The sequence below is a fragment of the Vreelandella aquamarina genome (assembly GCF_044805175.1).
Lineage (GTDB): Bacteria > Pseudomonadota > Gammaproteobacteria > Pseudomonadales > Halomonadaceae > Vreelandella > Vreelandella aquamarina_B.
On record NZ_CP085232.1, the window covers coordinates 3,403,563 to 3,429,182 of the forward strand.

At 57.6% G+C, this 25,620-nt stretch carries 25 protein-coding genes; 6 read left to right on the top strand and 19 right to left on the bottom strand.

Translation table 11 applies throughout. The features are described from left to right. Positions 1–93: 93 nt before the first annotated feature. From LG300_RS15765 to LG300_RS15800, 8 genes are all read right to left on the bottom strand, one after another. Positions 94–939: a universal stress protein gene (locus LG300_RS15765; RefSeq protein ID WP_404376237.1), complete on the bottom strand. Its 846-nt coding sequence runs from the start codon at positions 937–939 to the stop codon at positions 94–96. 160 nt (positions 940–1,099) lie between these two features. Continuing rightward, a complete protein-coding gene (gene thiD / locus LG300_RS15770; protein WP_404378057.1) occupies positions 1,100–1,942 on the bottom strand; it encodes a bifunctional hydroxymethylpyrimidine kinase/phosphomethylpyrimidine kinase in 843 nt (280 codons plus the stop codon). Positions 1,943–2,135: 193 nt separating this feature from the next. Further along, the gene (locus LG300_RS15775; RefSeq protein ID WP_404376238.1) at positions 2,136–3,245 is read right to left on the bottom strand and encodes a TRAP transporter substrate-binding protein; all 1,110 of its coding nucleotides are present in this window, start codon (positions 3,243–3,245) and stop codon (positions 2,136–2,138) included. A gap of 167 nt (positions 3,246–3,412) precedes the next feature. Further along, positions 3,413–4,816 (bottom strand): TRAP transporter large permease subunit, encoded by a 1,404-nt coding sequence (locus tag LG300_RS15780; protein ID WP_404376239.1) that lies wholly within the window; start codon positions 4,814–4,816, stop codon positions 3,413–3,415. Continuing rightward, on the bottom strand, positions 4,816–5,376 hold the full coding sequence (locus LG300_RS15785) for a TRAP transporter small permease subunit (RefSeq protein ID WP_404376240.1): 561 nt from the start codon (positions 5,374–5,376) through the stop codon (positions 4,816–4,818). The genes LG300_RS15780 and LG300_RS15785 overlap by 1 nt, the downstream gene beginning before the upstream one ends. Before the next feature lie 102 nt (positions 5,377–5,478). Continuing rightward, positions 5,479–6,321, bottom strand: a complete 843-nt coding sequence (locus LG300_RS15790; protein WP_404376241.1) for an endonuclease/exonuclease/phosphatase family protein — start codon at positions 6,319–6,321, stop codon at positions 5,479–5,481. A gap of 2 nt (positions 6,322–6,323) precedes the next feature. Then, the gene (locus LG300_RS15795; RefSeq protein ID WP_404376242.1) at positions 6,324–6,956 is read right to left on the bottom strand and encodes a thiol:disulfide interchange protein DsbA/DsbL; all 633 of its coding nucleotides are present in this window, start codon (positions 6,954–6,956) and stop codon (positions 6,324–6,326) included. Positions 6,957–7,072: 116 nt separating this feature from the next. Beyond that, complete coding sequence (locus LG300_RS15800) at positions 7,073–7,702, bottom strand: c-type cytochrome (protein WP_404376243.1); 630 nt, start codon at positions 7,700–7,702, stop codon at positions 7,073–7,075. A gap of 309 nt (positions 7,703–8,011) precedes the next feature. Here LG300_RS15800 and yihA point away from each other — a divergent pair, with 309 nt between their 5' ends. Beyond that, positions 8,012–8,659, top strand: a complete 648-nt coding sequence (yihA, locus tag LG300_RS15805; protein WP_404376244.1) for a ribosome biogenesis GTP-binding protein YihA/YsxC — start codon at positions 8,012–8,014, stop codon at positions 8,657–8,659. A gap of 9 nt (positions 8,660–8,668) precedes the next feature. Here the strand turns inward: yihA and LG300_RS15810 are convergent, their stop codons facing one another. The 8 genes from LG300_RS15810 to LG300_RS15845 all read right to left on the bottom strand — a co-directional run bounded on the left by LG300_RS15810 (position 8,669) and on the right by LG300_RS15845 (position 17,233). Further along, a complete protein-coding gene (locus LG300_RS15810) occupies positions 8,669–9,406 on the bottom strand; it encodes an HAD family hydrolase (RefSeq protein WP_404376245.1) in 738 nt (245 codons plus the stop codon). Positions 9,407–9,408: 2 nt separating this feature from the next. Beyond that, positions 9,409–10,317: a tyrosine recombinase XerC gene (locus LG300_RS15815; RefSeq protein WP_404376246.1), complete on the bottom strand. Its 909-nt coding sequence runs from the start codon at positions 10,315–10,317 to the stop codon at positions 9,409–9,411. Next, entirely contained in the window at positions 10,310–11,035 is a 726-nt protein-coding gene (locus tag LG300_RS15820) for a DUF484 family protein (protein ID WP_404376247.1), read from the bottom strand. The genes LG300_RS15815 and LG300_RS15820 overlap by 8 nt, the downstream gene beginning before the upstream one ends. A gap of 16 nt (positions 11,036–11,051) precedes the next feature. Continuing rightward, positions 11,052–11,885 (bottom strand): diaminopimelate epimerase, encoded by an 834-nt coding sequence (gene dapF, locus LG300_RS15825; RefSeq protein WP_404376248.1) that lies wholly within the window; start codon positions 11,883–11,885, stop codon positions 11,052–11,054. Next, positions 11,885–13,156: a diaminopimelate decarboxylase gene (gene lysA / locus LG300_RS15830; RefSeq protein ID WP_404376249.1), complete on the bottom strand. Its 1,272-nt coding sequence runs from the start codon at positions 13,154–13,156 to the stop codon at positions 11,885–11,887. Before lysA ends, dapF begins: the two co-directional genes overlap by 1 nt. Next, the gene (locus LG300_RS15835) at positions 13,156–13,284 is read right to left on the bottom strand and encodes a lipoprotein (protein WP_404376250.1); all 129 of its coding nucleotides are present in this window, start codon (positions 13,282–13,284) and stop codon (positions 13,156–13,158) included. Before LG300_RS15835 ends, lysA begins: the two co-directional genes overlap by 1 nt. Continuing rightward, positions 13,281–14,684 carry an argininosuccinate lyase gene (argH, locus tag LG300_RS15840; protein ID WP_404376251.1) on the bottom strand — a complete coding sequence of 468 codons (1,404 nt, stop codon included), beginning with the start codon at positions 14,682–14,684 and terminating at the stop codon, positions 13,281–13,283. Before argH ends, LG300_RS15835 begins: the two co-directional genes overlap by 4 nt. A gap of 110 nt (positions 14,685–14,794) precedes the next feature. Beyond that, positions 14,795–17,233: an EAL domain-containing protein gene (locus tag LG300_RS15845; protein WP_404376252.1), complete on the bottom strand. Its 2,439-nt coding sequence runs from the start codon at positions 17,231–17,233 to the stop codon at positions 14,795–14,797. 136 nt (positions 17,234–17,369) lie between these two features. Between LG300_RS15845 and hemC the strand changes: the two genes are divergently transcribed. The 4 genes from hemC to LG300_RS15865 are packed head-to-tail and all read left to right on the top strand — an operon-like array spanning position 17,370 to position 21,916. Further along, positions 17,370–18,314 carry a hydroxymethylbilane synthase gene (gene hemC / locus LG300_RS15850; RefSeq protein ID WP_404376253.1) on the top strand — a complete coding sequence of 315 codons (945 nt, stop codon included), beginning with the start codon at positions 17,370–17,372 and terminating at the stop codon, positions 18,312–18,314. Next, positions 18,311–19,090 (top strand): uroporphyrinogen-III synthase, encoded by a 780-nt coding sequence (locus LG300_RS15855; RefSeq protein ID WP_404376254.1) that lies wholly within the window; start codon positions 18,311–18,313, stop codon positions 19,088–19,090. Before hemC ends, LG300_RS15855 begins: the two co-directional genes overlap by 4 nt. Positions 19,091–19,106: 16 nt before the next feature. Further along, positions 19,107–20,633 (top strand): uroporphyrinogen-III C-methyltransferase, encoded by a 1,527-nt coding sequence (locus LG300_RS15860; protein ID WP_404376255.1) that lies wholly within the window; start codon positions 19,107–19,109, stop codon positions 20,631–20,633. Next, positions 20,630–21,916: a heme biosynthesis HemY N-terminal domain-containing protein gene (locus tag LG300_RS15865; RefSeq protein ID WP_404376256.1), complete on the top strand. Its 1,287-nt coding sequence runs from the start codon at positions 20,630–20,632 to the stop codon at positions 21,914–21,916. Before LG300_RS15860 ends, LG300_RS15865 begins: the two co-directional genes overlap by 4 nt. Before the next feature lie 100 nt (positions 21,917–22,016). On the opposite strand, the gene LG300_RS15870 is transcribed toward LG300_RS15865, so the two are convergent. Then, complete coding sequence (locus LG300_RS15870) at positions 22,017–22,460, bottom strand: universal stress protein (RefSeq protein WP_062373007.1); 444 nt, start codon at positions 22,458–22,460, stop codon at positions 22,017–22,019. Positions 22,461–22,638: 178 nt separating this feature from the next. On the opposite strand from LG300_RS15870, the gene LG300_RS15875 reads away from it, so the two are divergent. Then, positions 22,639–23,541, top strand: a complete 903-nt coding sequence (locus LG300_RS15875; protein ID WP_062373006.1) for a LysR family transcriptional regulator — start codon at positions 22,639–22,641, stop codon at positions 23,539–23,541. An 18-nt stretch (positions 23,542–23,559) separates the two neighbouring features. Here LG300_RS15875 and LG300_RS15880 read toward each other — a convergent pair whose 3' ends face one another. Beyond that, positions 23,560–24,363: a universal stress protein gene (locus LG300_RS15880; RefSeq protein WP_404376257.1), complete on the bottom strand. Its 804-nt coding sequence runs from the start codon at positions 24,361–24,363 to the stop codon at positions 23,560–23,562. 40 nt (positions 24,364–24,403) lie between these two features. After that, positions 24,404–25,588 (bottom strand): benzoate/H(+) symporter BenE family transporter, encoded by a 1,185-nt coding sequence (locus LG300_RS15885; protein WP_062373001.1) that lies wholly within the window; start codon positions 25,586–25,588, stop codon positions 24,404–24,406. Positions 25,589–25,620: the final 32 nt, after the last annotated feature.

Sequence of the window (25,620 nt, forward strand, 5' to 3'; positions counted from 1 at the left end):
CTCCCACGTTGACTTGGATAGAAGGGCCTTCGCTATACATACCCAAGCCATTTATAAAAGTTCCGTACAACAAGGTGGTCGGTAACTCATCCTTCACCAAGGGCGACAAAACATAAGATCGCAATGGGGTTCGCTCAGCAGCATTTCGGTTAACGGATTAGGTTGGTGCGGCCGACTGCGGCTGCCCAGCATGACCAACTCCGGCGAGTGTCGCTTGATGTAGTCGTGCAGCACATCGCAAGGCTGGCCCGGTTCGAGCACCAGCTCGATCTCCGGCACGCCGTCCAGCGTCCGTAACAGGCTTTCCACTTCGTTATCCAGCGCTTCCCGCAGGCGGGCGACTTCATGGTCGCGCCATTGGGCATAAAATGCCTGGCTCCCTAGTTCTCGCTCACCGGGCAAACTCCAGGCGTGCAGCAGCGTGAGTTTTGCCTCAGGAAAGCGAATCAGCGCTTCTTTCAGGGTTTGCCGGGCGGTGAGCGAGAAGTCGATAGGCACTACGATATGCTCCCACGCCTGGGTCGGCAGATAGGAGGCTACCACCACAGGGCACGGTGCGCTACGTAACACACGCATCAGGGTGGTGCCGTAAAGCAAGTCTTTTTGGCCGCGCTTGCGGTGCATTCCCAACACGATAAGCGAGGCCTGCCGCTCGTGGGCTTCCCGCACAATTTCCGTATGGGGTTCCCCCACCACCGTTTGAATCATCAGTGGTGGCAGCTCCAGGGCGTAATCTTCCCGTAGGTCGGTGAGCGTCGCGCTAATGTCGTCATTTACCGCACGCTCTAGGTCATGAAGCATACGGTGCGGCAGGTAGGGGTCAAGCACGTGGATAGTGTCGAGCTGGACGCCCTGCTGGTGGGCTAAACGCAGCGCGCGGGCAAAGGCCGCGCGGTTTTCCTGGGAGAGATCCGTGGCAAACAGCAGCGTGCGGGACATGGGCAGCTCCTTGGCCGAACAGTTCAGCCTAGACGGCAAACAAACAGGCACCCTTCAGCATGGTGCCCGTCTGCTTATCCCGCAAGGAGACTCTTCGCCCTGCCCTTCAATCCCCTTTCCCCACTTTTTTCCAACTTTTGCTAATACGGCGGCAGCAGTTTTACCACCAGGCATGGAAATGGTGTACTGGGCCGCGCCCTTTGCCAACGCTTAAGCGGTGGCTGGCCGCTAGGGCATCATAGAGCCACTGCTTCGCTTCGGTGATGGCTTGCTCTGGTGCGGCCGCATCGGCCGCTTCCGGTAGCTTTGCTAAGCAAGCAGCAATCGCCGACGAGAGCGCGCAGCCCGTGCCATGCAGGTTCTCGGTGGCAATGCGCGAGGCGGGCAGCCACTGGTGGCCGTGTGGGGTGGCCAGCAAATCCGGGCAGGTATCGCCCCGTAAGTGGCCGCCTTTTAGCACCACATAGGGGGCGCCTAGTGCCACCAGCTTGGGCAGCAGTGCCTCCATATCGTCCAAGCTGGCGGGAGGTGGTGAATCGAGCAGTACGGCCGCTTCCGGCAGGTTGGGGGTAATCACATCCGCTAGCGGTACCAGGATATCCTTCACGGCGCGGATACCGGCATCATCTACCAGGATATCGCCGCTCTTCGCCACCATCACCGGGTCCAGCACAATCCAGCGGGGGCGCTGCTGGCGCAACACGTCGGCGATCACTTCGGCCACGTCGCGGCTGGCCACCATGCCGATTTTCACCGCATCAATAGTGACATCGCTTAACAGGTGTTCAAGCTGCTGGCGAATCGCCTGGGGTGAAACAGGGTACACGGCCGCCACACCGCAGGTGTTCTGCACGGTTAACGCGGTAATTACGCTGGTGCCATAAGTACCGAGCGCAGAAAACGTTTTGAGATCGGCTTGAATGCCTGCGCCACCGGAGGGGTCAGAGCCTGCAATGGTGAGCACATTACGCAGGCGGGGCTCGGTAGAGCTAGGGCTAGACATGAGGCTTGTAGACACGGGGCTTGTAGACATAGAGTTCCTTACGAGGCAGAACAGTATCTGCTCTAGGATACCCAAGCAGCGGTGTTCACGCTGATTTAATCGCAGCCCTATCGCCTGAGCCAGTCTTTCTTAACAAGAAGGCCGCCCGAAGGCGGCCAGGGTGTAGCACAGAGGGCATGTAGGACCCCACTCCTTACTGAGTGGTATCACCGTCCGGGTTACGGGCGTTGTAGTACGCCTGCTCGGAGATCGCGTGGTAATCCTCAACCTTATCCTGGAAGGCACGGTAAGAGTCGTAGATCCGGGTCGCTAGCTCGCTGGAAGCGGCGAGTTCTTCCACAACATCTGCAGAGTGCTCGCGGGCTTGGGCCAGCACGTCGTCAGGAATGCGGCGCAGCTCCACCTCATGCTCGTTGACCAGCGTTTCCAACGCGTCGTTGTTACGGGCGGTGTACTCGTCCAAGACGCTCTGGTTCACATCGCTGATCGCCGTACGCAGAATCGCTTGCAGGTCAGCGGGCAGCTCGGCCCAGGCCTCTTCATTGACGATCGCCTCAAACATTACCGTCGGCTCGTGCCAGCCGGGGTAGTAGTAGTAATCAGCGGCTTGGTGCAAGCCAAAAGCTAAATCGTTGTAAGGGCCGATCCACTCGGTGGCGTCAATGGCGCCAGACTGCAGCGAGGTGAAGATCTCACCGCCCGGCATGTTCACAATCGCCACGCCCATGCGGTTCATTACCTCGCCGCCTAAGCCCGGCATGCGCATTTTCAGGCCTTCAAGATCAGCTACTGAGTTGATCTCTTTGTTGTACCAGCCGCCCATCTGCACACCGGAAGCCCCGGCGACCAGTACATCGACACCGAAATCATCGTACAGCTCGTTCCACAGCTCCATACCGCCGCCGTAGCTGAGCCATGCATTCATTTCTTGAGCATTCATACCAAACGGTACAGCAGCAAAGAACTGTGCCGCAGGCGCTTTACCTTTCCAGTAATAGGAGGCGGAGTGGCCTAGCTCGGCAGTGCCGTCAGCCACGGCATCAAAGACTTCAAACCCAGGTACGAGCTGGCCTGCGCCAAAGACTTCGATCGTCAGGCGGCCGTCTGACATCTCTTCCACTAGCTGGGAAAGCCGCTCAGGACCTTGGCCCACACCAGGGAAGTTTTTCGGCCAGGAGGTAACCATCTTCCAACGGAAGTTATCTTGCGCCTGGGCTTGGTTATCAAAGCTTGAAACCACCAGCAAGCTGGCGGAAAGAGCGGTCGTCATGGCGATGGCGACAGGTAAGGCGTTAGCTTTCATGCATTAACCCTCTTGCTTCAGTTATTGCTGTTATGGGTAGGGAATCACCGCCTAACGGGAAGTCAGGCGGTTTTGTTACAAGCTTGTATGACTGCAGCTTGGCTCCTTTTAGTTAAGGTTGCCACTCCCTTGCGTTGATAGCAGGGTTATTTTTCAACCCAGCAACACTAAAACTGCGTCGGTAGCCACGTCGCCAGCTGGGGGAAGAATGTCAGCATCAGCAACATACCTAACTGCATCAAAATAAACGGAATAACGCCACGGTAAATGGCCGAGGTGGGCACAGATGGCGGCGCTACTCCGCGCAGATAAAACAGTGCGAAGCCAAACGGCGGTGTCAGGAACGACGTCTGCAGGTTAATGGCAATCATAATACCCAGCCAGATTGGATCTAGCCCCATCGCTAGCAAAATCGGCCCGACAATCGGCACCACGACAAAGGTGATTTCGATAAAGTCGAGGATAAAGCCGAGCAGGAAGATCACCAGCATAACGATAATCGTCGCGCCAACCACACCCCCTGGCATGCCCTCAAACAGCTCGGTGACCATGTGCTCACCGCCGTAGGCGCGGAAGACCAGCGAAAACAGCGCCGCGCCGATCAGAATCAAAAACACCATGGTGGTGACGTGAGTCGTCGAGCGCAGCACCTCTTTCAAGGTAGCCCAATCCAACTGGCGATAGGCTAATGCGAGCACCAGCGCGCCAAAGGCCCCCACGGCCGAGGCTTCGGTGGGCGTAGCAAAGCCGCTAAGAATCGAGCCAAGCACGGCAACAATCAGCACCACCGGCGGCACCAAGCCTTTGAGCAGCAGGATACCCAACCCCGAGGTGTGGCCAAGCTCGGCCATTAACTCTTCGCGGTCCGCTGCTGGCGCCATACTGGGACGGAAAAACGCCACCAAGCCCACGTAGATCATGTACATGACGACGAGAATCAAACCCGGTACCAGCGCGCCCATAAACAGGTCGCCAACCGAAACCGTTTTTGGGCTGAAAATGCCCATATCCAGCTGCGCCTGCTGGTAAGCGGAAGAGAGCACGTCTCCCAGCAGTACTAGCGCAATAGAAGGCGGAATAATCTGACCGAGCGTGCCGGTGGCGCAGATGGTACCCGTAGCCAGTGACGTGCTATAGCCACGCTTCAGCATTGTCGGTAACGACATCAGGCCCATAGTGACCACCGTGGCCCCCACAATGCCTGTAGAGGCCGCCATCAGCATGCCCACTAGCGTCACGGAAATGCCCAGGCCGCCGCGCATGGAGCCAAACAGCAGCGCCATGGCATCCAGAAGTGTCTCGGCTACCTTGGACTTCTCTAATAGCACGCCCATCAACACAAACAGCGGCACCGCCAAGAGCGTCTGGTTGGTCATAATGCCGTAGAGCCGGTTCGGTAGGGCGGCGAGATACCCACTATCAAAGTTGGCATCTACACCAATCGCTTCCAGGCCCATGCCCATGCCTGCAAACAGTAGCGCGGTGCCCGCCAGCGAAAGCGCTACAGGGAAGCCGAACATCAGCACAACGCAGATGGCGGCAAACAGAATCAGTGGCATAAATTCGAGCATCAAACACGCTCCTCAAGATGATTATCTTCAGCGGATGGCGGCGTTATCCGCCCGGTGAATACATAGCCATTGCGCACGACTTCGATCAGCCCTTGAATAATCATCAAGACCGCGAACACCGGAATCAGTGTTTTCAGTGCGTAAACAGCAGGAATGCCACCGTAATCTGAGGAGGTTTCCATAATTCGCCAAGAGTTGACGACATAGCCAAAACTCGAGGCAATGATAAATAGCATCACCGGGATCAGCAGCAATACGATGCCTAGAATATTCACCAATGCTTGCCGACGAGGCGTCATACCGCGATAGAAGATATCGACGCGCACATGGCCATCGTGGCGAAAAGTGTAAGCAGCGGCGAGCATAAAGACACTGGCGTGCATATACATCACCAGCTCTTGCATAAAAATGCTATTCACACTGAAGGCATAGCGAAGCAGTACAATCGCGAACTGAATCAACATCATGATGATGATCAGCCACGCAAGGGTACGCCCGAACCACTCCGAAGCGCGATCCAGCGCCCCGATAAACGCAGGTAGTTGTGTTGTATCCGACATGGAAGTGTCTCGTGTAAAACAGCTAAGGGGAGTCAGCGCCCCAGACAATAGCGCATATGCGCCGACAATGCAGCGTCCAGCGAGCGTTTGGCGGGCTTATTGTTAAACGTTTGAGCGAATCGCAGCGAGACACGCTGCAGGCAGTGGTAGATCTACCGCAATGGGCAGATGGTCGGAGAATAGGTGATCTAACACGCGTACATCCGCTGCCTCAAGCGTTTGCGAGAGCAAGATATGATCTAGCGCACGGCGCGGCTGCCAGGAGGGGTAGCTAAGCAGTGGTTTAACGGGGTGCAGCGGTAACGAGGTGCTAAACCGCTCGTGGGCATGGAGCTGCTCAGGCGTGCAGTTTAAGTCACCCATGACCACCACATGGCGCAGCGGTTCAATAATCTCGCTTAGGTAGTTGAGCTGACGCACGCGGCCACGGTGGCTAAGCGCCAAGTGGGCGACAAAAATATGTAGTGCATCGGGGCCTTCACCATAGCGCACATGAATAGCACCGCGCCCTGGCAACATACCAGGTAACCGATGCTCTTCAATATAGCTTGGGGTTAAACGTGAAAGTAGCCCGTTACTGTGCTGGGCAAATTGGCCTAAATTACGGTTAAGCTGCTGGAAGTAGTGGGGAAACCCAGCCTGAGTGGCTAGGTACTCCACTTGATTCACACGGCTGGAGCGAAAGCTACCGCCATCCACTTCTTGTAGCCCCACCACGTCGAACTGCTCTAATACACTCCCCACCAGCGCTAAACGCTTCAGCCGCTGGGGGTGCGGCAGCACATGCTGCCAGCTCCGCGTGAGGTAGTGATGGTAGGCAGATGTTTGAATACCCACCTGTAGATTAAACGTTAACAGCCGGATGTGGCCGCGCTCCATTAACGCGGAGGTGGGTTGGGACGCAGGCGAACGCGGTTGTCTGCCCGTGTGGCCGTGTTCAAGCACCGTTACTGTGCGCGCTCGCTGCGGACTTTTTCGATCAGCGCGTCGGCGATTTGCGGCATGTTTTCCAGGCTGCCGGCCGTCTGCGGCGATACTAAGTAGCGGCCATCTACGATCAGCGCAGGCACGCCCATCAGGCGCATTTCACGCATACGGCTGTTGGCCTTGTTGACATCGCTACGCACGCTGAAGGCGGTGAGCGCCTGCTTGGCCTCCTCTTCGCTAACGCCATAATTAGAGAAAAACTCGGCGATGTCGTCCGCCTCGGTCAGCGAACGGTCGTCCTGGTGAATAGCATCGAAGAAATCTTGGTGCAGCTCTTCTTCAATGCCCAGCGACTGGGCCGCATAGAAAGCTGTGGCGTGGGTATTCCAATCGCCGCCCATGGTAGCTGGCATTTTGACAATGCTGACGTCGTCATCGAGGGTTTCGTACCACTCATTCACCGGCGTTTGTAGCCGATAGCAATGCGGGCAACCAAACCAGAACGCTTCGGTCACTTCAACCTGCCCCTCGTCTACCTGAGTAGCCACTGGCGGTTCAATCAGCGTGTAGTGCTGGCCTTCTACCAGCTCTTGGGCGCTTACTGCGGCAGACAAGCCAAGACCGGCCAATGCGACCATCAACGTTTTCAACATAGCGAGAACTCTCCAAAAAGCAGGCCAATAGAAGTGAGCGTGTGACCGTTAGCGCGGTGAACAGGTTCCCCATCCTGCTGATATTTCACAGGATGGGGAGGCCAGCGGCAGGGAAGTTAATGCAGGCCTAACACGTAGTTGGCCACGGCTTCCATATCCTGGTCGCTCATTTTGGAAGCGATATCGCCCATGATGTTGTTCGGGCTGTTAGCACGCTCACCTGAAGCAAACGCTTGCAGCGTAGAAACGGTGTACTGTGGGTGCTGACCGGACAGGCCGGGATACACCGCACTGCCAATGCCTACCCCGGTGGGCGTATGGCAGGCGCTACAGGCAGGAATGCCTTTGGACATATCGCCCGCGCGGTAAAGCTCTTCACCGCGGGCCAGCAGCTCAGCATTTTCATCGCTGGTTTGGCCGAGGTTAGCATCTTGACCCGCAAAGTGAGCGGCGACATCCCAGGCGTCCTGGTCAGAGTAGTTATCTACCAGACCGGCCATTTGTGGGACTACACGGTTGCCGTCACGGATATCCATGATCTGTTTGGCGAGGTAGGACATTTGCTGCCCTGCCAAATTGGGGAAAGTACCCACTGCGCTGATGCCTTGCTGGCCGTGACAGGCTGCACAGGTTTGCGCGAGTTCACGTCCTGCCGCTGCGTCAGCATCGGCTTGAAGGTCCGCTTGGGCGTGGGCGGTGCCAACGGCACCCATGGTAATTGCCAGGCTTGCCAGTAACTTTCTCATTGCTAATCCACTATGCCGTTTGATTATTGACTGGTACGCACCCTGGGCGCTGCCCAGGTTCAGCACATTACCAGGGTCAGCTCCGCCAAAACGAACAACATGTCGCGTTGGTCGCTGCTGGCTAGAGCGCGATGGTACACTAGCGCCCCAGGTCGCAGTTATAAACCGCTTGCATTATAACGAATCACCCTAGCGGCGGGAATGCAAGTCCAGGTCTGCTTTTGGGGTAATTCGTCGCGGTACCGCTCTCTCCCACGCTAGGGTGAGCTAGCGGGCCGTGTTATACGTTTGTTTTTCAGGATAAATTCCATGTCTACCCCCCATGATAGCCCAGCCCCTCGGCTGAATTACCCGACAGCGCGTTTTATGATCAGCGCGCCGACCCTGGCGCTATGCCCCAATGATACCGGTGCAGAAGTGGCCTTTGCAGGACGCTCAAACGCCGGTAAATCCAGCGCCATTAACGCGTTAACCCAACAAAATGCGCTGGCGCGCACCTCGCGCACCCCTGGCCGAACCCAGCTCATCAACTTCTTCACTGTGATGAACGATGAGTCGCGCCGCTTGGTGGATCTACCCGGTTACGGCTACGCCAAGGTGCCGGAAGCGGTCAAAATTGAGTGGCAACAACACCTTTCTGACTATCTTCGCGGGCGTTTTAGCCTACGCGGTCTTGTACTGCTAATGGACGTGCGCCACCCGCTGACTGAGTTCGACCAAATGATGCTCGACTATGCGGACCAGCGCGGGATGCCGGTACATATCCTGCTCACCAAGGCCGATAAGCTGAAAAAAGGCCCGGCCAGTGCGGCGTTGCAAAAAGTCCGCTCACGCCTGAAAGAGTGGGAAGATTTGGTGTCGGTACAGCTCTTCTCGTCGCTAAAACGTGACGGCGTGGACACCCTCTCCCAAAAGCTTGACCAGTGGCTACACACCCCAGAAGAAGTAAATCAGTAAGCTGGTGCTTTAGGCACGTTTTTCCAGCCACTCAATCAGCTCTGGCAGCTCTTTGACGTGGGCAACACGGTGAACCCGCTCGGGCAGCGTTTGGTCGCCACGTTCAGCTACCCAGGCGGCGTGCATGCCAAGCTGCTGGGCGGGAAGCACGTCCTCATTCCAAGAGTCGCCCACGTGCATGGCACGCTGGGGCACGGTATTCAGCCGCTCTAGGGCAGTCAGAAAAGGCTTGGGGTCAGGCTTGGGAGCCAGCAGCTCTCCGGCGGCAATCGCTACCGGAAAATGGGCCGCCAACGGCTGGCGCTTGAGGTGGATATTGCCATTGGTAATCGCTGCGAGCCGATAGCGCTCGGCCAGCGCCGATAGCAGCCCTGCGGCTTCTGGATGCGGCGTTACCTGCACCCGCAGGCGGTGGAACTCATTCATCGCCGCTGCCGCCCACAACAGCGCGGCGCTGCGCGGCAGGCCGTGTGCTTCCAGCTGATCCTCCAACGCCCGCAACCGCAGCCAGGTAAAGTCGCCACGCCGCTCCGGTACATCGCTGGCCCACTGTTGGCGACGCTGCAAGTAGTCCGCCACGCCCGTCTCATACGCTAATGAAAGCGGCGCTTCCCGACGGGCCGCGCGCCACGCCGCCAACGCTTCCAGCAGCCAGCGGTAGTGGCCCTCTTCGGTTTTCAGCATCACGCCCTGGTTGTCCCATAGGGTGTCATCTAGATCAAAGGTAATGGCGTCTAAGGTGACCATGGCTAACTCTCGTTGGGGCGGCGTTTGGCGCGCGGATGGGCGGCATCATAACTTTCCGCCAAGTGCTGCCAATCCAGCCGCGTGTAAACCTGGGTGGTCGATAGGTTGGCGTGGCCAAGTAGCTCCTGTACCGCGCGCAGATCCTGGCTTGACTCCAGCAAGTGGCTGGCAAAAGAGTGACGTAGGCGATGGGGATGAAGATGTTCGGGCAGGCCACGCACTACCGAGAGCTGGGCGAGGCGCTTCTGAATCGCCCGATGCCCCAGACGCCGCCCCCGCTGCCCGACAAACAGCGCCGTTTCACCGCTAGCCGCCAAGTTGGCCCGGCAGGTTAGCCAAGCTGCCAATGCCTGTTGGGCGCGCCTGCCCACCGGCACTTGGCGGGGTTTGCTACCCTTACCCATCACCCGCACATAATTCGCCGCTAAGTGACCCACGTCCAGCGCCGCCAGCTCGGCCAAGCGCAGACCGCTAGAGTAAAAAAGTTCAAGCATGGCCTGATCACGCAGCGCCAGCGGCGAGCCGTCGTGGGGCGTGTCCAGAAAGCGTGCCAGCGCATCCACATCCAGCGGCTTAGGTAGATGGCTGGGCTGTTTAGGAGTACGCAGCAGGCTGACCGGGTTATCCACCAGCACGTGGCGCTGCACCAGCGCATCAGCAAAGCGTGACAGCGCCGCTCGGCGGCGAGCTAGGCTTCTCGGCGCCAACCCTCGGCTACGTTCGGCGCCTAAAAAGGCCCTCGCCAGCGCCGTATCCAGCGCGCTTGCCTGGGTGATGCCACGCTGCTCGGCAAACCGGCAAAAAGCGGCTAAGTCTTGGCGGTAGGCGGCCACCGTAGCGGGGCTGGCGTGGGTGGCAAGCTGCGCTAGGTAGTTATTCACCGTGTCTGCCAGTCGGCTTTCGCTACCCATGGTGCTCCACACCGTGCGGCCCTAATCGCAGCAGCAGCCGCGCAACGATATCGCCAAGGTATTCGGTAAACAGCGTATCCATACTGGCGCGGTAGCATTCAGGATCAGGACTGGCGAGCAGCAAATAGCCCAACTGCTCCCCCGCAGAGAGGCGGGTAATCGCGCAGGAGCCGGCTTTGCGGGGCGGATTGATATGGGGTAGCAGGCACTTCCAGTCGCTAACGCTTAGCTTGGCGCAGCGGCTAGTGCGGCCATCCAGCAGCGCCGCTAGGCGGGCGCTGGCGTGCTGGTCGAGTATATGGCGCGGTGGTTGGGGCGGTGTGGGCTCTTCATCGCTTAACGATGCTGGGCACCACAGAGCCATCGCTGGGGTTTGAAAGCGCTCGCTAAGCTGAGTCGCCAGCGCTTGGACTAGGGCATCTCGATCTTCTGCCTCAACTAAATTGAGTAGCGTTTCACGCAGACGACGATACTGAGCCTCGTTATGGCGCGCGGTTTCCAGCAGATGCTCAAGCCGCCCTTCCGCCGTTTCGGCCCGCTGACGCAGGTCGATCACCAGCCGCTCTAGCAGAGACACCGCGCCATCGATATGGGGATGCGGGACTTTGAGCTGCTGCAGCAGACCTTCACGGCCAATAAAAAAATCGGGATGGCGGGCCAACCAAAACGCCACTTGGTCAGGGTCGAGCGTTTTGCGCGGCTCGGGAGCTTGAGACATCGCCGTTCTCCTCGAATTAGTTGAGTGATACCCGTCCGTCAAACACTCGGGTAGCGGGCCCCACCATGACGAGCGACGCTTCGGGGTCGGGCCACTCGATACTGAGCTGGCCGCCGGGCAAATGGACTTTCACCGGGCTTTTCAACAGCCCTTGGCGAATACCGCTGGCCACCGCCGCACAGGCGCCGGTGCCGCAGGCCAGGGTTTCGCCACTGCCGCGCTCAAATACTCGCAGGCGAATTTCGCTGGGCGATACCACCTGCATAAAGCCCACGTTGACCCGCTTGGGAAAACGCGGGTGCGATTCCAACAGCGGCCCCAGACGCTCCACCGGGGCGCTATCGACGCTCTCCACCTGAAGGACGGCGTGGGGGTTGCCCATGGATACCACGCCCAGCGGCAGCGTTTCACCGTCTACCTCTACCTCGTGCAACGGCTGGTCGCCTGGCGCTTCAAACGGCAGCGTGGCGGGATTAAAGCGCGGCCTACCCATATCCACTCGCACCATGCCATCGTGCTGAACGGTGAGCACCAGCGGGCCGCCGGCGGTTTCGACGTGGATTTCATGCTTGTGGGTCAAACGCTGGTCACGCACGAAGCGGGCAAAGCAGCGTGCGCCGTTACCGCAATTCTCCACTTCGCTGCCATCGGCGTTGTAGATGCGGTAGCGAAAGTCCATGTCCGGGTCGCGGGGCGGCTCGACGATCAGCAGCTGGTCAAAGCCAACGCCGAAGCGCCGGTCCGCCAGCTGGCGGATCTGCTCGTCCCGCAGGCGTGCCCGCTGGGTGACCAGATCCACCACCATAAAGTCGTTGCCCAGGCCGTGCATTTTGGTGAAGTGCAGCAGCATCAGCGCGCCCCTTCCGGCAGCAGCGCCTCGCCGGCCCACAGGCTTTCCAGCGTTTCCCGGGCACGCACCACGTGGTACGTACTCCCATCCACCATTACCTCAGGCGGGCGCGGGCGGCTGTTGTAGTTCGACGACATGACAAAACCGTAGGCGCCTGCCGAGCGGACTGCCAGCAGGTCGCCTTCGGCAATGGCAAGCTCGCGCTCTTTGCCCAGGAAATCGCCGGTTTCACATACCGGCCCCACCACGTCGTAGGTTGCTTTTTCCCGAGGCTGGCGGGTATCCACCGGCACAATCGCCTGCCACGCTTGATACAGCGCCGGACGAATCAGGTCGTTCATGGCCGCATCGACAATGGCAAAGTTCTTGGTCTCGCCGGGTTTCAAGAACTCTACGCGGGTGAGCATCAGCCCCGCATTGGCCGCAATGGAGCGGCCTGGCTCGAACAGCAGCGTGAGGTTCTCGCCACCTTTCCAACGGGAGAGTCGTGTTAGCAGCTGGCTGGCGTAGTCGAACGGCTGGGGCGGCTGCTCGTCGCGGTAGGGCACGCCCAGGCCGCCGCCTAAATCCAGGTGGTCGATCTCAATACCGCGCTCGCGCAGGCGCTCCATCAGCACCAGTAGGCGCTCCAAGGCATCCAAGAACGGGGCGGTTTCGGTCAGCTGCGAGCCGATATGGCAGTCCAGCCCAGTGACCCGTAGGTTGGGCAGGCTGGCAGCTAGCTGGTACACCTCCAGCGCCTCGTCCACCGGAATGCCAAACTTGTTGTCTTTCAAGCCGGTGGAAATATACGGGTGGGTGCCCGCATCCACGTCGGGATTGACGCGAAGCGACACAGGGGCGATTTTCCCCAGTTTGCCTGCCACAGCGTTCAGGCGCTCAAGCTCCGGGCGCGATTCGACGTTGAAGCATTTGATGCCGACCTCCAGCGCCCGGGCCATCTCCTGGGGCTGCTTGGCGACGCCAGAAAACACCACCTTGGCAGGGTCGCCGCCGGCTTTCAGTACCCGCTCCAGCTCGCCCACCGAAACAATGTCGAACCCGGCGCCCAGGCGAGCCAGCAGGCCCAGCACGGCGAGGTTGGAGTTGGCTTTCACCGCATAGCAGATCAGGTGCGGGTGGCCGCCCAAGGCTTCGGTGTAGGCGCGAAAGTGGCGCTCTAGGGTGGCTTTGGAGTAGACGTAGCAGGGTGTCCCCAGCTCGGCAGCCAGCTGCGTTAGCGGAACGTCCTCAGCATAGAGCACGCCGTCACGGTAGTTAAAGTGATCCATTACCCCTCCTGCTCGGCGGCCGAATCGGATGTGTCATCAGGCAGATAGAGCGGCCCTTTCTGGCCGCAGCCGGTTAGCAGCAACGCGGCCAGTAGTAACGCGCTGAGTGCAAACGTGTGGCGCTTCATGACGCACCCTTGAGCGCCGCCAGCGCTTCACGGGCACGGCTGGCGGCCGCGCGCACTTGGTCAGGTGCCGTGCCACCAATGTGGTTACGGGCGGCCACCGAGCCTTCTAGCGTTAGCACGTCGAACACGTCCTGCTCGATGATATCGGAGAACTGCTGGAGCTCTTCCAGGGTCATTTCAGAGAGGTCTTTCTTGGTTTTCAGGCCGTAGGCGACTGACAAACCAACGATTTCGTGGGCATCGCGGAAAGCCACGCCTTTGCGCACTAGGTAATCCGCCAGGTCGGTCGCGGTAGAGAAACCGCGCCGCGCCGCTTCATACATGCTCTCTTTCTTCGGCTCGATGGCGGGCACCATGTCCGCAAAGGCTTTCAGGCAGTCACGCACGGTGTCGACGGCATCGAACAGCGGTTCTTTGTCTTCCTGGTTATCCTTGTTGTAGGCCAGCGGCTGCGACTTCATCAGCGTCAGCAGCGCCATCAGGTGGCCATACACGCGGCCGGTTTTACCGCGCACCAGCTCGGGCACGTCGGGGTTCTTCTTCTGCGGCATGATGGAGGAGCCGGTGCAGAAGCGGTCGGGCAGGTCGATAAAGTTGAACTGCGCACTGGTCCACAGCACTAGCTCTTCGCTCATCCGCGACAGGTGCATCAGCAGGATGCTGGCAAAGCTGGTGAATTCAATTGCAAAGTCACGATCCGACACCGCATCCAGGGAGTTTTCCGCCGGGCGGTCAAAGCCGAGCAGCTCGGCGGTTACGTGGCGGTCGATCGGGTAGGTGGTGCCTGCCAGGGCGGCGGAACCCAGCGGCATCACGTTCACTCGCTTGCGGCAGTCCAACAGCCGCTCGTGGTCGCGGGCCAGCATCTCTTGCCAGGCCAGCAGGTGGTGGCCGAAGGTGACCGGCTGAGCGGTTTGCAGGTGGGTGAAGCCCGGCATGATGGTATCGGCTTCGCGCTCGGCAAGCGCAATCATGCCGTCGCGCAGGCGTGTCAGCTCCGCTTCGATCACGTCGATTTCATCGCGCATGAACAGGCGGATATCGGTGGCCACTTGGTCATTGCGCGAGCGGCCGGTGTGCAGCTTCTTGCCGGTAATGCCGATTTTGTCGGTCAGGCGTGCTTCGATGTTCATGTGCACGTCTTCCAGCGGCACCGACCAGTTGAACTCGCCGCGCTCAATCTCGCCTTGAATCTCGGTCAGGCCGTTGATAATGGCATCGCGCTCTTCTTCAGTAAGCACGCCTACCCTCGCCAGCATGGTGGCGTGGGCAATCGAGCCCTGAATATCCTGACGCGCCAGGCGCTGGTCAAAATTTACGGACGCGGTAAAGCGTGCAACAAAGGCATCGGTGGGCTCGCTAAAGCGACCGCCCCAAGACTGGTTCGTAGCTTGGCTCATCGGAGGCATATCCTGCTGACAAAACTAATGGATTCGTTACCGGAAAGTGTACCAGAGTCATTGCGTCGAGCGGCATGCCGTTTTGCCGTTCCCGTTACTTAGCGCGATCCCTATGCGGTAGGCTCTGTATGAAACGTCAAGGGCGTGTGCAAAAACACCGTCAAGTCGTTCAGGGGCATGGGGCGGGCAAAGTAATAGCCCTGAAAGTGGTCACACTGCAGAGTACGGAGGAAGCGGAGCTGCTCGACGGTTTCAACGCCTTCGACTAACACCTCAAGCCCCAGCTTATCCGCCATGGTCACCACCCCCTCCACAATGGCTGCATCGCGGGCATCACTGGCTACATCTCGTACAAAAGAGCGGTCGACCTTCAGCTTATTGATGGGTAGGCGTTTTAGATAGCTCAGGCTTGAGAAGCCAGTGCCGAAATCGTCGAGGGCAATGTGCACGCCCAGTTGGCGAATCGCCTGCAGAACCCGAATTGTGTGTTCAGTGCTATCCATCAACACCCCTTCGGTCAGCTCAAGTTCTAGTAGCTCAGGCGCCAAGCCACTGCTCGCTAGCACCCGCTCTACAGAGTCTAAAAAGCCTGGCCGCTGGAACTGCATGGGGGACACGTTGATCGCCACGGTGATAGGCGTCGAACTCTCGGCATTGAGCGTGACTGCATCGCGGCAGGCGGTTTCTAACACCCATTCGCTAATGGGGATAATCTGCCCGGTATCTTCGGCCAACGAGATAAACTGCCCGGGTGGTATGTTGCCACGCTCAGGGTGATACCAACGAATCAGCGCCTCTATCCCAGCGACGCGACCGCTGTGGTGTATTTGCGGCTGGTAGTGGAGCTCAAATTGCCCCTGCTCAATGGCCTGCTGCAGCGCGTGGCGTAGGCTCACCCGCTCGGTGACCTTGCGGTTAAGCTCGTCGGTATACCATTGAAAAGTGTTACGCCCCCGGCGTTTGGCTTTATACATGGCGAGGTCCGCCTGCTGAATGAGCTGGCGCGGTGCCTTGATGGTGCCATCGTTGGTGGCAATTCCGATACTGGCGGTAATACGCAGTTCACTGTCGCGATACCAGTAAGGCGCCGACACTCGCGCCAGCAGCCGCTCGACCACCTGCAGCACGTCATCTTCCTGGGCTAAGTCCGGCAGTAGTACGATAAACTCGTCGCCGCCGAAGCGGGCCACGGTATCCCAGGGCCGTAGCTCCTCCTCCAACCGTTTAGCCACTTCCGTCAGAATGTAGTCGCCCACTTCATGGCCAAGCGTGTCATTGATCGGTTTAAAGTCGTCCAGATCAACAAACAACACCGCTAAATAACGCCGGTAGCGCCTGGCTAGCAAACAGCCTTGGGCAAGGCGTTGATCCAGCAGCAACCGGTTGGGCAGCCCAGTTAACGCATCGTGGTTGGCGTTATGGCTAAGCTGGGCCTGGTACTCGCGCTGGGCGGTAATATCGTTTTGCGCGCCAATAAAGTGCGTAACCACACCGGTTTCATCGCGCACCGGGGAGATATACAGGTCATTCCAAAACGGTGCGCCGTCACGGCGGTAGTTCCGAATGACCACGTGCACATCGCGCTGCTCCTGGATGCCTTTGCGTAACTGCACTAAGGCCGAGGGGTCGGTGTCTGAGCCTTGTAAAAAGCGGCAGTTGCGGCCTAGCACCGCCTCCCGCGAGTAGCCAGTAATGCGCTCAAAGGCAGCGTTCACGTATACCATGGGCAGGTCGGGGCGCTGGGCATCCACAATCACCACGCCGTTGGTACTGGACTCCACGCTGCGCTCCAACAGCGTCAGCTGGCGTTCGGTATCCTTGCGCTCGGTAATATCTTGGGTAGAGCCCTGCACTTGGATCAGGTGGCCTTGGCTATCCCGCACTGCGCGGCCAATGACCCGCACCCAACGCCGCCGCCCCTGTCGGGTAATAATTTCCAGCTCTTCATCAAAGCTCACCCCCTGCTCACAGCAGGCGGTAAAGACTGTTTGAATACGCGGCCGGGAGTTTGGCGTGTAAAAAGCAATCGCCTCCTGCAGCGTGGGCTGGTGGCCAACAGGCATATCGTGCAGGCGACACACCTCCTCCGACCAGATCGGCAGCCCCACCGCTAAATCCATATACCAGCCGCCTATGTGCGCTGTCTCACCGGCAATACGAAACAACCGCTGATTACGCCTTAGCTGCTTTTCCACCGCTTTGCGACGAGAGATATCCCGGGCGATCACGTAAATCACCTGTTCACCGGCGGAAGCGGTCACTTCCAACCAAACGCGCTTGCCATCCGCCGCTAATGCACAGATATCGAACGCATTAATTTTTTCACCCCGGCACACACTTGCCAACGCCGCTTCAATAACGGGATGATCCCGTGGCTCAACGACGACCCCACAGGGTCTACCGAGCAGTGTTTCTGTCTGGTAACCCAGCAGCGATGCAAAGGTGGGGTTGACACTGAGCAGCGTGCCCGCAAAGTCAATGCAGCAGAACAAATCCTGCGAAAGCAGAAAGAATTGATCTAGCTTGCCTTGCGGTTCAACAGGGGGCATAGCATTTCCTAAAGGGTGAAAGTGTATTCAGCGCTGGCCTTAAATTTAGCCAGTTATTTTTACTGTGTGGCCGGGTGCTTTATGATGAGACTTATCACAGTTCGACGCGCCGTGTCAGCGGCAAAGGGAGAATAAGGTGTCATCCATCACTAAATTGCGCATTGCCACGCGTAAAAGTCAGTTGGCCATGTGGCAGGCCGAGTACGTCCGCGACCGCTTAATGGCGGAACACAGCGGCTTGGAGGTCGAGCTTGTCCCTCTCTCTACGAAGGGGGACAAAATCCTCGACACGCCCCTCTCCAAAATTGGTGGCAAAGGGCTTTTCGTCAAGGAACTTGAAGACGCTATGCTGGATGGACGCGCCGATATTGCCGTGCACTCCATGAAAGATGTGCCGATGCACTTCCCAGAAGGGTTGGGGCTATCGGTGATTCTGGAGGGTGCCGACCCTACTGATGCGTTTGTTTCCAATCACTATAACAGCATTGATGAGCTGCCCGAAGGCGCGCGGATTGGCACCGCCAGCCTGCGACGCGGTTTGCAGATGCGCGAGGCACGCCCCGATCTGCAAATCCTCAACCTGCGCGGCAACGTGCAAACCCGCCTTGGCAAGCTCGACGATGGCGAGTTTGACGCTATTATTTTAGCCACCTCCGGCCTGCAGCGCTTGGGGCTTGAAGCGCGTATTGCCCAGGCGCTACCGCCCGAAGTGTGCCTGCCCGCTTGCGGCCAAGGGGCGCTGGGCATTGAGTGCCGCCTGCACGACCCTGAGCTGATCACGCTGCTGGCACCGCTGGACGACCAGGATACCGCTACCCGTGTTCGCGCGGAGCGGGCCATGAACACACGCCTGGAAGGCGGCTGCCAAGTGCCGATTGCCGGGCACGCTGTACTGGATAAAGCCAATGATACCCTTTGGCTGCGCGGGCTAGTGGGCAATCCAGAGGGCACCGAAGTTCTACGTGCAGAGGGGCGTGGTTCGATTCACGAGCCGGAAGCATTGGGTATTCGTATAGCCGAAGAGCTGCTGGATCAAGGCGCTGGCGATATCCTGGCAGAGGTTTACGGCCGCAACGTATGAACCAGCCAGTACTGATTTGCCGCCCAGGCGAGCGGGGCGAAGCGCTGGCCGATGCGATACGCGCAAACGGCAGCCAGGTCGAACAGCTGGACGTTATGCGCCTGGCAGCGCTGCCTGAAGAGGCGGCACAGCGGCAAGTCTGGTTAGATTTTGATCAGTACCATAAGATAGTGGTGGTCAGCCCCTTTGCCGCTTACTGTTTAAGCGAAGCGATTGACCGCTACTGGCCGCAGCTGCCGGTCGGCATTAATTACTATAGCGTTGGGCGTAGCACTGCCCGCATACTGTTTGACCAGTTAGGGGTACGGGTGCGCGTTCCACCGCCCCAGCAGGGTGAAGACACCAGCGAAGCGCTGTTATCGCTTGCTTCGCTTAGCCACTTAGCGCATCAGCGGGTACTGCTAGTGGCAGGAGAAGGCGGCCGCCAGGTGATCGCCGACACCCTAGAAGCGCGTGGAGCCCAAGTCACCCGACTAGCAGTTTATCGGCGTATTTATCAGCCGCCCTCGGCGGCCATGCAAGAGCGCCTTGCCACAGGCGCTTATCAGGCGTTAGTCGTGACCAGCGGCGAACTGCTTGAATATCTGGCAAAATGGTGTGGTCAAGCAGCGTTGAACCAACCGCTAATCGTTTCCAGTCACCGTTTAGCTACACTGGCCGGTAAACTGGGTTTTTGTGACTTCAAGGTGGCGTCGGGAGCAACGCCGGCTGCGCTAGTAGCCGCGTTGGATCGGTCCTGCAACCCAAAGGGTGCCGATGTCGATCAAGGAACTTAATAAGGGCTAGCGACAGATGAGCAAACAACCAAACGACCAGGAAGGCGTTAACAACACGTCTGCCGATGCATCCCAGGGCGGTGCAAAACCGAGCGATGCTGCCGCATCAGCCTCGACAGAGCCGGCCGCAGGCAGCGCCTCCTCGTCTTATGCGGCCAAAAACAGCCGTTCACGCCGCCGCAACAAAACAGGCGGTAGCCATTCTCATAGCAGTGTTTCTAACACCATTGCTTCTAGCAACGGTGCTTCTAACAACAGCGCTACTAACAACAGCACTTCCAATAACGGTGCTTCCAACAGCAGTGCAGCGAACGCCAGCACTGCGTCCAGTCATTCTCAAAAAGATGAGAAAGCATCGGCCGCAGATACTAAACCAGCCGCGGATACCAAACCCTCCACCGATGCCAAGCCTGCGGCAGAGTCCAACCACGCTAAAAGTGGTAGCTCTTCTTCCGCTGGCAGCACAGGTAAGCCGACGCCCCCAGCTGCGTCCACCAGCGGTGGCGGTGGTAAAGGCAGCGGCGTTGCCATCGCCTCGGTCGTTATTCTGGCACTCGCCCTAGGGCTAGTCGCTTGGCAAGGCTGGCAGCGCCTGGATAGCCAGCAGCAACGTTTAGATGAACTAGCACAGCAAGCCCAAAACAGCGCTTCTCAGCAGGCCGTGAGCGCTCTTGAGTCGCGCATCGCAGAGAGCGAAGCCGAACGCGGCCAAGCGCTGGATAGCACCATGAGCGAACTGCGTAGCGAGCTAGATAGCTACCGCAGCGAAGTGAACAGCACTTTGGATGACGTGTTGGCTCAGCTTTCTCAAGAGCAGGATACCGACGAGCGCGATTGGCTACACGCCGAAGCAGCCTACCTGCTACGCCTAGCTAATCAGCGCCTGCAGTTGGAAGGCGATGTGGAAGGTGCCGCTGCACTGCTGCGTACCGCTGATGCCCGCCTAGCGGATGCCGACAACCCAGCGCTAACGCCCGTGCGCCGGGAAATTGCCAATGAACTCGCCGCGCTGGACGCCGTCCCTCAAGTGGATCGCACCGGCATTTACCTTGCCCTGAACGCTCAGCAAGAGCGTATTGCTGGCCTGCGCCTATCCCAAGAAATTGAAGAACGTGCGGTTACCTCTGGTATCGAACAGCCACCTACCGGCACCTTCCAGCGCCAGCTGGCACGCTTTGGTCAGGAGCTAAAAGACCTAGTGGTCATTCGCCAGCACGACGAAGCGCTAGAAGCCCTGATTACACCTGAGCAAGAGTCCTACTTGCGTCAGAGCCTGCGCCTAATCCTCGAGCAGTCTCAGCTAGCCCTGCTCAAAGAGGAGCAGGAGCTGTACGCAGCCAGCCTTGATAAGGCGCTAGAGCTGCTCAACGGCTACTACGATACCGAGCGTGAAGAGACCCAAAGCGTTATTGCCCGTCTACAAGAGCTGAAGCAGGTTCAGGTACAGCCTGAGCTACCGGATATCAGTGCCTCCCAGCAGGCACTGGCCAGCTTTATCGACAACCGCTTTGAGTCACGCCGCCAAGGCGGAGGTGATGCATGAGAAAACTCGTCCTGCTGATCGTTGCGGGCCTTGCGGTTGGCGCGCTCTTTGGGCACCTGATGATGTCGGTGCCCGGTTACTGGCTGATTCGGGTTGGTGACACCTCGGTTCAAACCTCGTTTTGGTTCGGTCTCGTCCTGCTGCTGGGCGCGTTTATCGTGCTGCACTTTGCATTGCGCCTGCTTACCGGCATTATTCGTCCGGTTGGCCGCTTCCGCACCTGGAACAGCCGCGCCCGTAACCGCCGTGCCATGAAGCGTACCGTGCGTGGCTTGGTGGCACTCACTGAGGGCCGCTGGAAAAAAGCCGAGAAAACCCTGGTGCGCGCTGCCGATGACTCCAGCACGCCGCTGGTGAACTACCTCTCGGCGGCCCTGGCGGCCCACTACCAGGGGCATCACGAGAAGTCCCAGGAGCATCTGCACCAAGCTCAGCTCACCACCGACGGTGCTGATACCGCCATTGGCCTCATGCAGGCGCAGCTGATGATTGACCGTCAGCAGCCGGAAGAGGCGCTGGCGATCCTTAACCGTCTGGATAAGCAGCTTACCAACCACCCGCAGGTGCTGAAGATGCTCAAGCAGGTGCACCTGAGCGTGAACGATTGGGAAGGCCTGCGCCGCTTGATCCCCCGCCTGGCCGCGCAAAAGCTGATTACCCAGCAAGAGCGCGAACAGCTGGAACTCAAAGCGTATCGCGAGCTGATTATCTTCGAGGCGAAAAACCCCACCAATATCGAGCGGGTTCGCGGGCTGTGGGCGGATATGCCTGACTACCTGCGCGGCAATACCGAGCTGATCGTGCTCTACACCGAGGCACTGCTGCACGCTAACGAAGAGCCGATTGCCGAGCGTTTGCTCAACCACTCGCTGGATAGCCACTGGGACGCCCGCCTAGTGAAGCGCTACGGCCTGCTTAATGTAGATGCTGCCCGCCAGCTCGCCAAAGCCGAAAAGTGGCTACAAGAGCGCCCCAACGACCCCGAGCTACTGCTCGCCTGTGGCCGCCTATCGCTACGTGTGGGCCAGTGGGAAAAAGCGCTGGAGTACTTTGAAGCCAGCCAGCGTCAGCGCCCCAATGGCGAAGTGTGCGCCGAGCTTGCCCGCCTTTACGCAAGCCTAGGCGAGCACAACAAGAGCCAGCTCTACTATCGCCATAGCGTGGATATGCTAGCTAAGTCACTGCCGTCGCTGCCACAACCCAGCGACGCCAGTGACAGCAAGCAGAGCGACCAGAAAGGTAAAACCGTTGATCAGAAGGAAAACCAGAAGAAAAGCGCCTAACCCGCTATCTTCGAGCGTTAACCTTATGCTCTAAACTTAAGGAAGGGTGCCTATCATTGGGCACCCTTTTTTAGTGTTGACGCAATTTGGTTGTTGCGCGCTACTGGCTTGCGGTAATGACATGGCACTTAGCGAGGTGGCTCACTTTGTGTGAAACACTACCAATTACAACCCCGCCTAAATCGCTTAGCCCACGGCTCCCCATAACAATGGCATCAGCTCCACACTCCTCTGCAGTCGCTAATATCACCCGTACTGGATCGCCGTTGATAAGCTGCTTTTCCACATGCTGAGCACCATGCTCTTTGGCTGATTTTGCTGCTTGCTCTAAAAGCTCGTTGCCCAACTTTTCCCGCTCAGCATTGGAAGCTTCCGCATTAACGGCACCAAGCCCCCATACCAAGGTGGCTGCATACATCAGTGATTCGGGCACATGCAGTAGATGGAGTGTTGCATCGTTGCTATCTAATAACTGGCAAGCAATCCGCAGGGCATGCTGTGCATGAGCAGAGCCATCTATGGGAACCAAAATACGTGTATACATAAGGGCCTCGTCTCCTATTCAACTAAAGCATTAGGCGTTTTGTTTCTTAAAACTGGTAGGCTATACTTTTTAAGTATTCCAAACAGTTATGTATTAAAACCATACAGCCGATAGCTTGTGGCCTCTCATACAACAATTCCAATATTATTTGAATAACTGACTATACTCTGGAGGTATCATGGAACTACGCCACCTCAGATACTTCTGCGTTGTTGCCGAAGAGCTCAACTTCACCTGTGCCGCTGAACGGCTGCACATGTCTCAGCCTCCGCTGTCTCGCCAAATCAAGCAGCTAGAACAAGAGGTGGGTACAGAGCTTTTCGAACGTAACTCACGAGGGCTACAGTTAACTCCTTCTGGAATCTTCTTCCAGCAACACGCCATCCAGATACTCGAAAAGGTCGAAGTCACCATTGAAGCTACACGGCATATGGCCCGTAACAAGCGTCAACTATTTGGTATTGGCTTTGTTCCTTCCGTCTTTTACGGTCAGCTTCCGATGCTGGTTCGCGACTTGCGACAAATGGACAATGTCGAGTTATCTTTAGCAGAGCTTACGACAGTTCAGCAAATTCAGGCTTTGAAGGCAGGTCGGATCGATATGGGGTTTGGCCGTATACGGATTGATGACCCAGACGTAGAGCAAGAAATTCTTTTCGATGAGCCAATTATTGCTGCTTTACCCAGCGGGCACCCACTTGAAGGCACAGCCCCAAGCTGTGAAGAGCTGGCCTGCTACCCTCTCATTCTCTTCCCAGCCAAGCCACGCCCGAGCTTAGCTGATATGGTGCTGGGTATTTTTCGTAGAAGGGGGCTGAAAGTACAGGTTGTTCAGGAAGCGAATGAAGTACAAACCGCTCTGAGCCTAGTAGCTTCAGGTATAGGCATTACACTCGTACCAGAACAGGTCAAGCGTGTTCAGCGAGATGGTATTACCTATGTACCGCTAGCGGATAGCAGTATCACATCACCTGTTATATGTAGCCGCCGTCGTGGTGAAAAGCCTTCTCACCTCATGCAAACAGCCAATGCTATTTTAGATGTGCTGGTTGAAAACCGGCGCTCAGGCCGGTATCCATAATTGTGGAAATGTTCTGTTTTAAGGTCGGAGCACAGCGACCGGACAAGGAGCTTCATGGACGACCTCATGGCTAACGCTTCCTGTGACTACCTGAGTGATACCACTACGGCCATGGGTGGTCATGGCCAGCATGGTATTGTGGCTATCTGCTAAGTAATTCACGATAGAGTCAGCCGGATCGCCATGGAGCACTTCCCAGTCAACCTCAAGCGCTTGCTCGCTTTCAACACGGCGTGCCAATCCAGCCAAATAGGCCGACTCTAACACGTCGGTATGACCTAACGACGTTGGTTTGCTAACAGCAAACGTATCTATTACCTGAAGCAGCTGTAAGCGCGCTCCTAATCGCTTCACCAGCGCTGCGGCATAGGGCAGTATTTGTTCGGATAGCGTAGAACCATCAACGCAAACAGCCAATACGTCAACTTGCTGGTGAAGACGGTTATTATAGCGCGGCCCGCACAGAAACACCGGCCGCTGAGAGCGCCGCACAACGCCTGCCGTTACGCTGCCGATCAGCATCTCCGGTACAGGGCGCCGCCCGTGTGCCATCATGCACACTCCTGTATCCTCGCGACTGGCAAGCTGACCAAGGTAAGCTTTAGCGCTGTCATGAACGACAACATCAATAGCTATGTTATGGAGTTGGTGGGCCTCAAAGCGTGTTTTCAGCGTAGCACGGCGTGAAGCTACCGCATCTTGCTCTGGCACCACAGAGATAGCCTTTACCTCTATGCCCAGCTGCGATGCGAGACGTTGTCCAAACTCTACAGCGTTCAGTGAGTACTCGCTGTCATCAATAGCAACCACTATATTATGCATAGTTATTCTCCAAAGACTGTTTAAGCAGTCCTTATTGTTATTAAGCCTTGTGGTTAAGTAGGGTGAAACGCCGGTGCAGCAAGTTATACGCCAGCGCTCCAACGATCACTCCCCAGAAAGCTGAACCAAGACCTAAAAAACTGATTCCCGATGCCGTGGCAATGAACGTCATCACAGAGGCCTCTAAATGGCTTTTCTCGGCAGCGAACGCGCTGATATTGCTACTGATAGCGCCAATCAGTGCTAAGCCTGCAAGTACCGCAACAAATTCGCTAGGCAAGGAGGTAAATAGCGCCACAATGGTGCCCGCAAAAATGCCACCAACTAGATAGAACACTCCATTTGCTACACCTGCGACGTAACGCTTATCGGGGTCTTCATGAGCCTCCTTACTGGTACAGATAGCTGCTGTAATCGCGGCGATCACAGTGGTAATACCGCCGAAAAAGGCCGTCCCGAAAGATGTTAGACTAGCCACAGTAACAATTGGCTTAGCTGGTGTTGAATAGCCTGAGGTACGCAGAATGGCCATGCCGGGCAAGAACTGCCCCGTTAGACTGACCAAGACCAAAGGTATAGCCAAGCTCAAGGTAGCGTTCCACGTCCACTCCGGACGGATGAACTGCGGCTGCGCAAACTCCACTGCAACCCCTTCCAAACTTGCACCTTCTAATAAGACCGCCAAGGCAACGCCGACCACCAATAGCAGTACTAGGCTGTAACGCGGTGTTAGCCGTTTAAATACCAAGTAGGCAATCAACATACCAATCGCCAATGCTGGCACACTTTCCAATGAAACGAAGACGCCAATACCGAATTGAAATAGGATGCCCGCCATCATGGCACTGGCAATGCCGGGCGGAATCATCTGGATAATACGGTCAAAAGAGCCCGTTATACCGATCACGAAAATGATCATCGCTGCCGTCAGATACGCCCCCACTGCTTCATTGAGAGATAATCCCGGAAATAGGGTGACCAGCAAGGCAGTGCCCGGAGCAGACCAGGCAGTCACGACCGGTACTTTCAGCCACAGGCTCAGCAAGATACCCGAGACAGCAGCCCCAATAGAGATGGCCCAGACCCAAGAGGTCATCATCGTGTTTGAGATGTCAGCGCTCTGAGCCGCCTGAAAAAAGATAGCCAGCGGGCCAGAGTACGAGACCAGCACTGCCACAAAGCCTGCGGTGATCGCGGGAACCGACCAATCCTTATGTAATTGCATGCAACAAACTTCCTAGTGCCATTGAATTGCAC